This window comes from Flavonifractor sp. An112 (genome assembly GCF_904377885.1).
Lineage (GTDB): Bacteria > Bacillota > Clostridia > Oscillospirales > Oscillospiraceae > Flavonifractor > Flavonifractor avicola.
Window position 1 is genome coordinate 14,549 of sequence record NZ_CAJFGT010000033.1, and the last position, 13,222, is coordinate 27,770.

General features: G+C 60.1%; 12 protein-coding genes. 3 read left to right on the forward strand and 9 right to left on the reverse strand.

Annotated features, from left to right (window positions below):
• Window positions 1–23: 23 nt before the first annotated feature.
• Complete coding sequence (locus IHN22_RS06720) at window positions 24–1,490, forward strand: M15 family metallopeptidase (protein WP_300985793.1); 1,467 nt, start codon at window positions 24–26, stop codon at window positions 1,488–1,490.
• A gap of 74 nt (window positions 1,491–1,564) precedes the next feature.
• Here IHN22_RS06720 and pyk read toward each other — a convergent pair whose 3' ends face one another.
• The 7 genes from pyk to IHN22_RS06755 all read right to left on the reverse strand — a co-directional run bounded on the left by pyk (window position 1,565) and on the right by IHN22_RS06755 (window position 9,864).
• A complete protein-coding gene (gene pyk / locus IHN22_RS06725) occupies window positions 1,565–2,998 on the reverse strand; it encodes a pyruvate kinase (RefSeq protein WP_087329096.1) in 1,434 nt (477 codons plus the stop codon).
• Between the two features lie 233 nt (window positions 2,999–3,231).
• Window positions 3,232–4,449, reverse strand: a complete 1,218-nt coding sequence (locus IHN22_RS06730) for an MFS transporter (RefSeq protein WP_300985796.1) — start codon at window positions 4,447–4,449, stop codon at window positions 3,232–3,234.
• 5 nt (window positions 4,450–4,454) lie between these two features.
• Complete coding sequence (locus IHN22_RS06735) at window positions 4,455–5,663, reverse strand: DHHW family protein (protein WP_191434302.1); 1,209 nt, start codon at window positions 5,661–5,663, stop codon at window positions 4,455–4,457.
• Window positions 5,664–5,677: 14 nt separating this feature from the next.
• Complete coding sequence (locus IHN22_RS06740) at window positions 5,678–7,084, reverse strand: MBOAT family O-acyltransferase (RefSeq protein ID WP_191434304.1); 1,407 nt, start codon at window positions 7,082–7,084, stop codon at window positions 5,678–5,680.
• 13 nt (window positions 7,085–7,097) lie between these two features.
• Window positions 7,098–8,162, reverse strand: coding sequence for an acyltransferase (locus IHN22_RS06745; RefSeq protein WP_191434306.1), 1,065 nt, complete (start codon window positions 8,160–8,162; stop codon window positions 7,098–7,100).
• 4 nt (window positions 8,163–8,166) lie between these two features.
• Entirely contained in the window at window positions 8,167–8,535 is a 369-nt protein-coding gene (locus IHN22_RS06750; RefSeq protein WP_087189007.1) for a VOC family protein, read from the reverse strand.
• Window positions 8,536–8,565: 30 nt separating this feature from the next.
• On the reverse strand, window positions 8,566–9,864 hold the full coding sequence (locus IHN22_RS06755; protein ID WP_191434308.1) for a chloride channel protein: 1,299 nt from the start codon (window positions 9,862–9,864) through the stop codon (window positions 8,566–8,568).
• 193 nt (window positions 9,865–10,057) lie between these two features.
• Here IHN22_RS06755 and IHN22_RS06760 point away from each other — a divergent pair, with 193 nt between their 5' ends.
• Together IHN22_RS06760 and IHN22_RS06765 are read left to right on the forward strand one after the other, a co-directional pair.
• Window positions 10,058–11,419: a hemolysin family protein gene (locus tag IHN22_RS06760; protein ID WP_300985802.1), complete on the forward strand. Its 1,362-nt coding sequence runs from the start codon at window positions 10,058–10,060 to the stop codon at window positions 11,417–11,419.
• A gap of 182 nt (window positions 11,420–11,601) precedes the next feature.
• On the forward strand, window positions 11,602–12,282 hold the full coding sequence (locus tag IHN22_RS06765) for a YczE/YyaS/YitT family protein (RefSeq protein ID WP_191434312.1): 681 nt from the start codon (window positions 11,602–11,604) through the stop codon (window positions 12,280–12,282).
• Between the two features lie 52 nt (window positions 12,283–12,334).
• On the opposite strand, the gene IHN22_RS06770 is transcribed toward IHN22_RS06765, so the two are convergent.
• Window positions 12,335–12,508: a hypothetical protein gene (locus IHN22_RS06770; RefSeq protein WP_191434318.1), complete on the reverse strand. Its 174-nt coding sequence runs from the start codon at window positions 12,506–12,508 to the stop codon at window positions 12,335–12,337.
• Window positions 12,509–12,528: 20 nt separating this feature from the next.
• The coding region (locus IHN22_RS06775) for an NAD(P)/FAD-dependent oxidoreductase (protein WP_365813910.1) at window positions 12,529–13,222 on the reverse strand (694 nt) is incomplete at its 5' end.

The window sequence follows — 13,222 nt, forward strand, 5'->3', positions numbered from 1 at the left end:
AAAGAGAGAAAGGAAGTCTGATTATGATGGTACGCAACTGGTGTGTGAAAGTAAGCGCCCTGGCTCTGGCCGGGGTCATGTCCCTGTCCGTCCTGCCCGCCCAGGCGGCGGAGTACGCCGATCTGGGTCAGGACCACTGGGCCTACGAGGAGATGACCCGAGCGGTGGAGCTGGGCATCCTTCAGGGGGTGGGAAACAACCAGCTGGCCCCTGCCCTCACCATGAGCTGGGGCCAGTTCCTGGCTCTGGTCACCCGGACCTTCGCCCCCGACGACTACCAGAGCGCCCTGGACCAGGGAGCGGCCTGGGATGAGGCGGGCTATCTGGCGGCAGCATCCGCCGGCATCCTGCGGGAAGAGGACGCCCTGTCTGTCAGCCCCGAGCAACTGGGGGAGAGCATTACCCGGGAGGACGCGGCGGTGTTGCTCTACCGCGCCATACCGGAGGAAATCCAGGAGAAATACGCCCATCCGGAAAATGAGGCCCTCTTCACCGACTTTGACCAGATGGATGAGGTCCATCAGGCGGCGGTATCCGCTCTGGCTGACACTCAGGTATCCTCCGGCAAGCCCGACGGCTCCTTTGGCCGAACCGATCCCATCCAGCGGTGCGACGGCACGGTGCTACTGATGCGCACCCTAAATGTGGTGGACCGGGCCCGGACCGGCGAGACCGTCACCATCACGCTGTACGGAGTGGACAGCGAGAGCGGTCAGGAGCTGTTCCGCCAGGAGTATGTAACCGAGGTCGGGGCCTACCTATACGGCCTGCTGGAGGACGCCCCCCAATACTATGTCTTTGATGGATTTCAGGGGGGCGGCACTGTGACCTCCGCCTGCGCCAGCTACTGTGCCCAGTACCGGCCCATGACCCAGGCCGAGCGGGAGGAAGCCGACTTCTGGGACAAGGTGGACCAGGGGCTGGCCAGCGCGGACGACTACTGGACCCAGCCCTTCTGGCTGTCCATGCAGGGCGAGAACGAAGCCAAGCACAACCTGCTCTTCGGCTCTACGGAAAAGCGCCGCTTTGACAGCCAGGCGGAGGCCCAGGCCGCTATGACCACCATTACGGTACCCATCTGGACGCTGTCCAACGGGGTGAAAAAGGCCTCTACCACCACCCTCCAGGTCCACGCCGCCATTGCCGACGATGTAAAGGCCATCTTTACCGAGATCTACAATGACCCGGAGCAGTTCCCCATCAACGGCACCAGCAGCTTCCGCTATGTGGAGGGTACCACCGGCGAGCACAACTGCGGCACTGCCATTGACCTGAACGCCAATGAGAACTACCAGATCCGGGACGGTCAGGTGCTGGTGGGCAGCTGCTGGGAGCCGGGGACCAACCCCTACTCCATCGCTCCGGACAGCTCGGTGGTCCGTATCTTCGAGGCCCACGGCTGGAGCTGGGGCGGCGACGCCTGGGCCGCCGACAGCGACGACGCCACCGGCTACCACGACTATATGCACTTCTCCTACATGGGCGGCTGAGCTGAAATAAAAAAGGACCCGCTGCTGTTGCAGCGGGTCCTTTTTTATTTCGGTCAAGCGGGCTTAGAAGCCTGTTACACAGGCTCGGCCACCACTTCAGCCTTGATGAGGTTGGTGGTACCGGACTTGCCCAGAGGCACGCCGGCGGTGATAACCACGGTCTCACCGGGCTTCACGATGCCCTCCTTGCGGGCCACGTCCACGGCCATGGAGAACATCCGGTCGGTGGAATCCACCTCGCCGGACAGCAGGGGCTTCACGCCCCAGGAGATGGCCAGCTGACGGCGGGTAGACTCGTTCTGGCACAGAGCCACGATGGGGCAGGCGGGACGGAAACGGGAGATCACCTTGGCGGTGTAGCCGGACTTGGTGGCCGCCAGGATGGCGGTGGCGTTCAGGTCCATAGCGGTCAGGCAGCAGGAGTGGGTGATAGCGTCGTTGATGCCGCCGATCTCAGGCAGCAGGTTGCGCTCCCGGAAGCGGTTCCAGTAGCGAATGGAGTTCTCGGCGGAGGTGACCACGTCCACCATGGTCTGAAGGGCCTCCACGGGGTACTTGCCGGAGGCGGTCTCGCCGGACAGCATCACGCAGGAAGTGCCGTCAAACACGGCGTTGGCCACGTCGGACACCTCGGCACGGGTGGGACGGGGATTGCGGATCATGGAGTCCAGCATCTGGGTGGCGGTGATAACGGGCTTGCCCTGCCGGATGGTGGCCTTGATCATCTTCTTCTGGAGGATGGGCACCTCGTGGGCGGGGATCTCCACGCCCAGGTCGCCGCGGGCCACCATGACGCCGTCAGCGGCCTCGAGGATGGACTCCAGGTTGTCCACGCCTTCCCGGTTCTCAATCTTGGCAATGATGCGGATGTTCTCGCCGCCCTCATGCTTGTTCAGCTCGGCGCGAATATCCTCCACGTCGCTGGCCTTCCGAACGAAGGAAGCGGCAATGAAGTCGAAGTCGTTCTCGGCAGCAAACTTCAGGTCGTCCTTGTCCTTCTCGGTGAGGGAGGGGAGCATGATGCTCACATCGGGGATGTTGATGGACTTGTTATTGGAGAGGGGGCCGCCGTTCTCCACGGTGCAGTGGATGTTGTGGCCTTCCACCTTCTCAACCAGCAGCTCGATCAGACCGTCATCCACCAGGATGCGGCAGCCGGGGCCCACTTCTTCATGCAGATTCAGATAAGTCACGGACACCTGCTTCTCGTTGCCCTCCACCTCATCGGTGCTCAGGACAAACTCCTGACCCTTCTCCAGGGTCACGGGGCCATTCACAAAGGACTTGATACGGATCTCAGGGCCCTTGGTATCCAGAATGGTGGCCACAGGGCGGCCCAGGGTGTCCCGGACGGACTTCAGCATGGTCAGCCGGGCCAGCTGCTCGGCGTGGCTGCCATGAGAGAAGTTGAAGCGGGCGGCGTCCATACCAGCCAGAATCAGCTGACGGATGGTCTCCTCATTGTCCACAGCGGGACCCAGGGTGCAGATGATTTTTGTCTTTCTCATTTCCTACCTCCATAGGTATGCAAATATGACTCTAAAAAAATCCGGGACTATCATACACCAATCTTTCCGTTTTGCATAGAGGTAATTTTCATTTTAACCAACTTTCGGAGGTTTTTATCAGAAATATTTACAGTTGATACGCGCTAAGCATAAAAAAAGACTGTCCCTTCACTCAGGAACAGCCTTTTTTTCCACTATTTTGTGTTTGCTTACCATTTTAGCGGCACCTAAAGCTATACTAACTGGTTTCTCTTTCCGCGAGACAGCCGCAGGGCCGCCAGACAGAAGAGCACACCCAGGCAGCCCGAGGCAATGCAGGCCGCCAGCATCAGATTGACGCCCCCCAGATCCAGAGTCCAGCCGGCCAGCACGCCGCCCATCATACCGCCCAGACCATTGGAGGCCACCATCATCACGGTCTGCCCCCGCACCCGGTCGGCGGCGGGCACCGACTCGTTGACGAAGTACACCGAGGCCGGGGTAAACAGGCCGTAGCCCAGCACCTGAATGGGCTGAACCGCCAGTACACCCAGGCAGTTAAAGGTACACAGCAGCAGCACGCCTTTCAGGGTGCCGAAGATCATACTCAGCATCAGCAGCTTTCCGCTGCCCAGCCGCCGCAGCAGCTTCTGGAAGAAGAAGGCGGTGGGCAGTTCGGAGGCTCCCATCAGGAAGAGGGCAATACCCAGGTCGGAGTCGGTGCCTCCCCGGCTGTTGACGATGTTCACCAGGAAGTTGGACAGAGGCATGATGCCGGTAAGGCCCAGGAACACCCCCACCAGCATCAGGGTAAAGCAGGGATTGCTCCGCAGCAGGGACAGAGCGGACTGGGGCTTGGGGCCCTCCTCCCCGGCCTGTCCACCCTTGCCCCGGTAAGCCGGGTAGGTGACCACCAGCAGGATCTCCAGCACCACCAGGGCCAGATGGGTGAGCAGGGTGCTCTCCATGCCCAGCCGGCCCGCCTGGAAGCCCAGCACCACGCACACCACCGCGTAGGCCAGGGAGCCGATGCCCCGGCCCAGGCTGTAGCGGATGGGCATACCCTCATTGATGAACTGCACCGCCATGGCGTCCATCAGAGGGTAGGAGGACACCTCCAGGCCGCCGATGACCACCCACACCAGCGTGGTCTCCCACAGGCCCATGCCGGGGGACAGCCAGTACCAGGCTCCCGCCGCCACCGAGATGAGCAGGGACAGGCCCACGATATACTTCAGGGGAATGCGGGGATGCCGGTCGGCAAAGCCTCCCAGCAGGGGCTGAAACACGATGCCCGCCAGACAGCGCACCGCCGTCATCAATCCCGCCTCGCTGTTGGAGAAGCCCCGCTCCAGCAGCAGAGCGGTCTGGTAGGCCACAATGGCAGCAAACATAGCCCAGAAGCCCGCCTGCATGGCAATATAGTGATAGTCCAGCCGCCGCAGGGAGGGCCTGCGCTCACTCAGTTCCACTTGGTTCACTCCGTTCCTTCAAAAGCAAACATATTCTCCAGGCCGGTAGAGCTGGCGGCATACATGGTCATCACCAGATCGGGCTCCAGCGCCTCAAGGGTCTCCATCAGATCCCCCTGGTAGTAGCGCAGGTCGATGGTGGTCAGCTCCGAACAGGACAGGGCCAGGAAGGGGGCCAGCGCGCAGGAGAAGGACTCCCGCAGCAGCACGATCCTGGGCCCGTTGGGGTTGTTGTGGTTGGTCATGGTGGCCATACCGTAGTCGCCGCCGGAGTAGTAGGTGTAGGGGTTGCCGTTGAACCAGTCCATCTTCTCCACCCGCTCGGGGAAGCACACCGACTGGTTGAAGGGGCCGGTGCGCTCAAAGCCGCCGTCGGTGCTGGCATAGGTAAGATTGGTCTCAAATTTGGGGGTATAGATGGTGAAATCGTCCACCCCGGCGTAGAGGGACCCCACCCGTTTGCCCTGGCTGCCCAGGAAAAAGTCCTCCAGCACCGCGGTGGACCAGTTGGCGGGATCGGTAAGATAGGATGGGGTGACGAACCCATAGTTGTGGTCCAGCAGCTGGGCCAGGTTCTGCCAGGCAAAGAAGGCGGCCTCCGGCTTCCAGTGGTGGTCGGTATTGAAGAACCAGCCGGAATAGATACCATTGCTCTCAAAGAAGGGCCGCAGATCGAAATAGCTGGTGCCCGACTGATCCAGTTTCTCCAGGAAGGCATCGGCAGTGGAGTTTCCGTTCTCCGCCATGCCTACAGGCAGCAGGTCCTGCCCCCGCTGGATCTTCTGGGGCGCCATCACAAAGAGATAGGGAATACCCTGCTCCTCCAGCGCCTGGGCCAGATCGGCCGTAGCGGCGGCGTTGGCCTCCACGCTTTCCGCAGGCTGGGCGGTGCTGTCCGGCTTGACGAAGTTCAGCGCCCCGGTGGACAGCTTGACCACGGTGTTTTCATCCACCGCATCCTCCACCATCCTGCGGCCGGTGATGCGCTGGATGCCGCCGTAGAGCTGGATGAACAGATGGTCCCGGTCCAGATCCTGATTGACGGCGGTCTCCGCCTGGGCCAGGAAGGTAGTCACATCCTTGTCCTTGGCAAAGGTTTTGAGCAGGGCCTCAAAGCTGCCCTCCCGCCCCAAAAAGGAGGTGAGCAGCAGCACGAAGCCTCCCGCCATCAGCAGCAGGAACAGGCAGGCGGTTATGGTATTGCGTCGTTTCATTGAGCCGCTCCTTGTCAGAAGTTGAAGTAGATAAAGGGATTATAGGTGCCCTTGATGATAAAGCTGGCCGACACCAGGAACACCCCGGCAATAAGCAGGGCGTAGCCAAGATCCAGCAGCACACAGTTGCGCTTGCTGGCCCAGTCCCGCAGCTTGGGGGCCACCGGAGCCGCAAAAACCACGGCGGCCAGCAGAGGCAGCCAGCATTCGGTGAGATAGAGCACAGTCAGCCCGTCTCCCAGCCCGGCGCCGAAGCCGAACATGGCCTGGAAATACTGCAGGGCCGCGCCGATGCTGTCCGAACGGAAGAACACACAGGTGAGCAGGAAGGTCATCAGGGGATAGAGCCACCGGAAGAACTTAGGCCAGCCCCGGCCCAGGCCGCCGTATTTCTCCAGCATGAGCATGGCAAAGTTGATCATGCCCCAGGCCAGATAGGTCCAGTTGGCTCCGTGCCAGATGCCGGTACACAGCCACACCATAAAGATGTTGCGGATCAGTTTGGCCTTGCTGTCCACCCGGCTGCCCCCAAGAGGGATATATACATAGTCCCGAAACCAGGTGGCCAGAGAGATGTGCCACCGCCGCCACAGGTCGGCCAGAGAGTTGGCGGCAAAGGGATAATTGAAGTTCTCCAGGAAGTGAAATCCAAACATCCTGCCCAGACCGATGGCCATGTCGGAATAGCCGGAGAAGTCGTTGTACAGCTGGAGGATGTAAGCCACCGCTCCCAGCCAGGCAAAGGAGGTGGTCAGTCCATCTCCCGCCATACCGTAGGCCCGGTCGGCGATGATGGCCAGCTGATTGGACAGCAGCACCTTCTTGCCCAGGCCTACAACAAACCGGGCGCAGCCGGCGGAGAAGTTCTCCCAGCTCTCCTTCCGGTTGTCGATCTGGTCGGCCACCGTCTCATATTTGACGATGGGGCCGGCAATAAGCTGGGGAAAGAAAGAGATGTACAGTCCCACCTTCAGAGGGGAACGCTGCACCTTTCCCCGGTCCCGATGGACGTCCAGCACATAGCTGAGGGCCTGGAAGGTAAAGAAGGAAATGCCGATGGGCAGTTCGATTACCGGGATCACAAAGCTGGCACCCAGGCCATTTAGAATACCCAGAGTAAACATCAGGTATTTAAATACAAACAGAACACCCAAATTGATCAGCAGGGCCAGCAAAATGGGGGCCCTGCAGGATCTGTCCCGCCGCTTGTTGTAATCTACCCACAGGCCGAAAAAGTAGTTAATCACAATGGACCCTATCATCACCAGCACAAACCAGGGCTCGCCCCAGGCATAGAAGCCCAGGGAGGCCAACAGCAGGAATACATTCTGTGCCTGCCGGAACCGGCGCAGGGGCACATAGTAGATGATGAGCACCAGGGGCAGGAACAGAAAAAGAAATACGGAACTGGAAAAGAGCACTCAGTTGCCTCCTTTAAGTCAGGTAGCGCCCCACCAGGGGGATCTTGGAGATGAGCCAGGCCACGGCGAAGGAACACAGGAATACCGCCGCCGTCAGGGCGGGCACCGCCAGCACCGGCGGAATGGCGAGAACGGTGATGTTCAGCCGGTCCAGCAGGATGAGGAAAAAGACATGGATCAGGTACACCCCAAAGGACACCTGCGCCACCGAACTCATCCGCTGGCGGCGGGAGCGCTCCTCGCTGACGCCCAGTACATAGCGGAAGAATACAAAGACCGCCACGCTCATCAGGGCGATGTTGGGACTATCATAGTTATAGAGGGTCTGGGCAAAGACGCCCCGCTGCTGGGACAGCCAGGCGGTGCCGCCCACAGTGACCACCGCCCCCAGGATGCCTAGGATGTAGATGAGATACTCCGCCACCCGGTTGAGGGTGTAGGTTTTCAGATAGTAGCCCAGCACATAGTAGCCCACATAGCCCAGCACCAGGTGGAGATTCAGGTTGTTCACCCACAGGCTCACCGCCTCATGGGGCCACAGCCGCAGCAGGGTGGGCAGCAGGTTGGCAAACACAAAGCACAGCAGGAAGAACCAGTGGAAGTCCGCCCGGCTGCCCCCCCGCACAAAGGCCCGGAGAATGGGGGTGATGAGGTACAGGCCCACGATCATATACAAAAACCACAAGTGGAAGTGGGTCTTGCCCTGGAGCACCTGCCAGAGGGCCGCTTTCACACTCTCCCAGCTCAGCCCTGCCGCCGATACCTGGGTTACCAGGGCATAGGCCGTCCCCCACACCGCCAGGGCCACCAGCATCCGCAGAATATGGCCGAAAAACAGCTTGGAGGGGGAGAGGCTGTGCTTGGGGTCCAGCAGGAACATCCCTGACAGCATAATAAAGACGGGCACACACCAGTGGGTCAGCCCATCGTAGGCGTTCAGCACATGAAATTCCGCCGAGCCCACCGGCACGTTGCCCAGCTGGGAGCCCGCCAGGTGGACCACAATCACCGCCAGCATGGCCACAGCCCGCAGCAGGTCGGCATAGGCCAGACGGCCTCCCGTTACGGTCTTGCTCATGTCCTTATTCCTTTCCGGGGACGATCTCGATCCAGTAGCCGTCGGGATCTTCAATGAAATAGATGCCCATGGCCGGGTTTTCAAAGCACACGCAGCCCATAGCCTTGTGGCGCTCCAGAAGCTCATCAAAGCGGTCGGTGACAAAGGCCAGATGGAACTCCTGCTCCCCCAGGTCATAGGGCGACCTCCGGTCCCGCAGCCAGGTCAGCTCCAGCCGGAAGCCGGTCTCGCCATCTCCCAGGTAGACCAGCTTAAAGGACCCGTCGCCAGCATTCCTTTCCGCCACCGGCGTCAGTTCCAGAGCCTCACGGTAAAAGTCCAGGGACCGGTCCAGGTCCAGAACGTTGAAATTAAAATGATCAAATCGCAGCATATAGGTTCTCCTTTGAATGGGACCCCGAACTCAATGGTCCTGGTTTGCCTTTTTGTCGATGAATTCGGGCCGCAGTTTACTATAAACGATTTTTTGCTCGCTGTACAGCCCATAATAGCCGGACAGCATATAGGACACCGCCAGACACACCGCGAACAGGCACAGGCTCTGGCCGGTAAACATCCCCAGGCTGTCCCCGGCAAAGAGCTCCAGAGAGAGCAGCAGGGAGGTGATGGGGCAGTTGGTGACGCCGCAGAACACACACACCATGCCCAGTCCCGCCCCGAAGGAGGGGTGGAGTCCCAGGAAGGGGGCCACGGTGCAGCCGAAGGTAGCTCCGGTAAAGAACACCGGCACAATCTCACCGCCCTTAAAGCCTGCCCCCAGAGTGATGGTGGTAAAGAGCATTTTAAAGAAGAACGCCTCCGGCCGGGCGTTTCCCCCGACGGCGGCATGGATGATCGCCTCTCCCGCTCCGTTGTAGTCGTAAGTACCAGGGTCCCAGATCCAGATCACATAGGTCAGGGCGATGACCAGCGCGCCGCCCACCGCCGCCCGCACCAGATGGTTGGGCAGGAACTTGTCATAGATTCTGGGGGCGGCGTGCATCAGCCGGCAGAAGAAAATGGACAGCAGGGCAAAGAGGATGCCCATACCGATGACCTGCAGCAGGGTGACGGCGCTCAGGTTGGGGATGCCCTCCAGGGTAAAGGCGGTGGGAGGCACACCGAAATGCTGGGCCACCCACAGGCCGATGATGGAGGAGAGAATACAGGGCACGATGGCGGCATAATAGAGCACTCCCACACTGGTGACCTCCATAGAAAACATGGCGGCAGTCAGAGGGGTGCCGAAGAGGGCGGAAAAAGCCGCCGACATTCCGCACATGGTGATGATACGGCTGTCCTTATCGTCCAGGCGCATCCATCGGCCCACCTTGGAGGAGATGGAGCCGCCGATCTGGAGGATGGCCCCCTCACGGCCGGAGGAGCCGCCCACCAGATGGGTGATGACGGTGGACACAAAGACCAGAGGGGCGGTACGCAGCCGGAGGGGCTGGTTTTCCCGCACCGCTGCCAGCACGAAGTTGGTACCCCGGTCCCCCTCCATGCCGCACACCCGGTAGAGCAGCACAATCGCCAGACCGCCCACCGGCAGCAGCCAGATCAGCCAGGGATTGGCATGGCGCAGGTCTGTGACCGAGGAAAAGGCATAGTAAAAGGCGGTGGCCACCCCGCCGCACAGCAGGCCGCTGATCCCCGCGAAGATCAGCCATTTTACAAAGGCGGCCGGATGCTCCAGCCAGGCCGGTACCTTCTTTGTCTCCATCTCTTTCACACTCCATCGGTCCCCGGCACAGGGGGCCTTGCTCTTTCTGGGGCTGAGGAACTATCCTATCCCCAGGTACGACACACGTGATTATTATAACATGGATACCAACTTTTTTCCGCAATCTTATGGATTTTTTTCAGCGGTGTGTTATACTGGTTCCATGATCAATATATTTAAGGAGGAATTTATTTTGTCATCCATATGGCCTCAACTACTTCTTCAGGTCATACTCATTGCCATCAACGCCTACTTTGCTGCCACTGAGATCGCAGTAATCTCATTAAACGAGGCACTTATCCGCAAGCAGGCCGAAGGCGGCGACCGCAAGGCAGCCAAGCTGCTCCGGATCGTAGAGATGCCCACCCGGTTTCTCTCCACCATCCAGATCGGCATCACCCTGGCCGGTTTCCTGGGGTCTGCCTTTGCCGCCGACAATCTGGCCAGACCCCTTACCCAGTGGGCGGTATCCACGTTCGCGCTGACCGGGCCTGTGGTGGCCACGGTTCATACCCTGTCTGTGATCGTGGTCACTGTGATCCTCTCCTTCTTTACGCTGGTCTTTGGCGAACTGGTACCCAAGCGGGTGGCCATGAAAAAGAGCGAAGCGGTGGCCCGTTTTTCCTGCGGTGTGGTCAGTCTGCTGGCCACCGTCATGCGCCCGCTGATCTGGCTGCTTACCATCTCCACCAACGCCGTCCTGTGGCTCTTCCGCATCAATCCCAATGATGAGGATAAGGAGGTATCCGAGGAGGGGCTGCGTATACTTATCGACCTGAGTGAGGAGAAGGGTGCTATTGAGACCGAAGAGAAGGAAATGATCGAAAATATTTTCGAGTTTAACAATATGACCGCCGCCGACGTGATGGTCCACCGCACCGACATGGTCATGCTGCGGGCGGAGGATACCCCGGAGAAGATCGAAAAGACCATTGAGGAATCCGGCCTGTCCCGCTTCCCCGTCTACGAGGAGGACGCCGACGACATCATCGGCATCCTCTCCACCCGGGAGTGGCTCATCAACGCCCGCAAGCCCCAGCCCAAACCCCTGCGGGAGCTGCTCCGCCGCCCCTATTTCGTGCCCCAGTCGGTGCGCACCGACCTGCTGTTCCGGGATATGCAGAGCAAAAAGGTCCACCTGTCCATTGTGGTGGACGAGTACGGCGGCACCGCCGGCCTGGTCACCATGGAGGACCTGCTGGAGGAGATCGTGGGCAACATCTACGACGAGTTCGATCCCCAGGAGGACCTGGAGATCATCCCCCTGGGGGAGGACCGCTGGCGGGTGGCCGGCTCCGCCGAACTGGAAGATCTCTTTGAAGCTCTGGGTATGGAAATGCCGGAAGAGGAGGAATCGGAGACTCTGGGCGGCCTGGTATATGCCCAGCTCTCCGTCATTCCCGAGGACGGCAGCCATCCTGAAGTGGACATCTACGGCCTGCACATCCGGGTGGATGAGCTGTCCGAGCGCCGGGTGGAGTGGGCCACCGTCACCAAACTCTCTCCCCCGCCGGAGGAGGAAGAGGAACACACCGGCCACAAAAAAGAATCCTGAAATTCAGGCGTGCCGCTGATTTGGGCGGCACGCCTGAATTATTGTTGCTGTTTTGCGCCATCCTCTTGTTAATTCCACAAAAAATTTCCTTTTTTATTTGGTAAAGATGTCTCTTGAACCCTCCTTTTTATCGTGCTAAACTATTTTTAGTACTAAAAAATGATTTTTTGGAGGCGTATGCGATGTCTCATTCCGGTCTGCTCCGGCGCTATTTGATCTTTCTGGCCGGGGTCCTGTGCTCGGCCCTTGGCATTTCCCTAATCACCCTGGCCGGAATGGGCACCTCCGCGGTATCCAGCCTGGCCTATGTACTCACCTATGTGTTCCCCGGCATCTCCCTGGGTACCTTCACCTTTGTGGTGAACTGCGTCATGCTGGGCGGCCAGATCCTCATTCTTCGTAAAAAGTTCCGGCCCATCCAGCTGCTCCAGGTTCCCTTTACTTTCCTCTTCTCCTGCTGCATCGACCTGTGGATGGGGCTGCTGGGCGGTCTGGTGCCCCAGTCCTACGCCAGCCACTGGGTGATACTGCTGATGGGCTGCGCCTGTCTGGGACTGGGTGTGGCCCTGGAGGTCATCCCCAACGTACTCATCCTCCCCTGCGAGGGTTTCGTCCGGGTGTGCAGCCAGGAATTCCACTGGGACTTTGGCAAGACCAAGACTGGCTTTGACCTGACCATGGTAGCCGCCGCCACTCTGCTGTCTCTGCTGGACCTGGGGGCTGTGTACGGCCTGCGGGAGGGCACCGTAGTGTGCGCCCTGACGGTAGGTTATATCTCCCGGTTCTTCTGCAGGCGGCTGGCCTTCCTGGTAAAGAAGCTGGAGGAGACCCAACTGCCCGACACCGGTGTCTCCGCTGCATAACAAATCAAAAAACAGCTGCAAGCCGTTGGCTTGCAGCTGTTTTTTGTTGCGCTTATTTCAGCCGCTCCAGAATCACCTGGGCCGCCTTCACGCCGGAGGCGCCTGCCTGAGCCAGGCCGCGGGTGATGCCCGCGCCGTCGTTCCCACGGGGCCAAGGCCCCGCGGGAGCCCTAATGATTTCATTCGCACGGCGGAAATAAATTCCGCCGGCGGCAATGCTTCGCATTGTGTAGGCTCCGGGCGGGCTTATTTCAGCCGGTTCAGAATCACCTGGGCCGCCTTCACGCCGGAGGCGCCTGCCTGAGCCAGGCCGCGGGTGATGCCCGCGCCGTCGCCCACGGCGAAGAAGCCGGGCAGAGAGGTCTCCAGCTCGCCGGACAGGGCCAGCCGGGCGGAGTAGAACTTGACCTCAGCGCCGTAGAGCAGAGTATCGTAGTTGGCGGTACCGGGGGCGATCTTGTCCAGCTGGTAGATCATCTCAATGATATCGTCCAGCTGCCGCTTGGGCAGGGCCAGGGACAGGTCGCCGGGGACGGCGGCGGTGAGGGTGGGCCGGACGAAGGACTTGCTCATCCGGTGCTCGTTAGTGCGGATGCCGCTGACAAGATCGCCGAAGCGCTGGACCAGCACGCCGCCGGCCAACATATTGGACAGGGAGGCAATGTGCTTGCCGTAACGATAGGGCTCGTTGAAGGGCTGGGTGAACCGGTTGGACACCAGCAGGGCGAAGTTGGTATTCTCACTCTGAAGGGCGGGGTCGGAGTAGGAGTGGCCGTTGACGGTGTTGATGCCCTCCACGCTCTCGGCTACCACATGGCCGTAGGGATTCATGCAGAAGGTACGCACCTGGTCGCCGTACTGCTTGGTGCGGTAGACCAGCTTGGACTCGTACACCACGTCGGTGATGTGCTCAAAGACCTTGGCAGGCAGCTCCACCCGC

Bases quoted from the DNA above. Each gene is read 5' to 3' on its own strand.
- IHN22_RS06750 (WP_087189007.1), bottom strand. From the start codon at position 8,535: ATGCTGCGATTTGATCATTTTAATTTCAACGTTCTGGACCTGGACCGG.
- IHN22_RS06735 (WP_191434302.1), bottom strand. From the start codon at position 5,663: ATGAAACGACGCAATACCATAACCGCCTGCCTGTTCCTGCTGCTGATG.
- IHN22_RS06765 (WP_191434312.1), top strand. From the start codon at position 11,602: ATGTCTCATTCCGGTCTGCTCCGGCGCTATTTGATCTTTCTGGCCGGG.
- pyk (WP_087329096.1), bottom strand. From the start codon at position 2,998: ATGAGAAAGACAAAAATCATCTGCACCCTGGGTCCCGCTGTGGACAAT.
- IHN22_RS06745 (WP_191434306.1), bottom strand. From the start codon at position 8,162: ATGAGCAAGACCGTAACGGGAGGCCGTCTGGCCTATGCCGACCTGCTG.
- IHN22_RS06720 (WP_300985793.1), top strand. From the start codon at position 24: ATGATGGTACGCAACTGGTGTGTGAAAGTAAGCGCCCTGGCTCTGGCC.
- IHN22_RS06770 (WP_191434318.1), bottom strand. From the start codon at position 12,508: ATGCGAAGCATTGCCGCCGGCGGAATTTATTTCCGCCGTGCGAATGAA.
- IHN22_RS06755 (WP_191434308.1), bottom strand. From the start codon at position 9,864: ATGGAGACAAAGAAGGTACCGGCCTGGCTGGAGCATCCGGCCGCCTTT.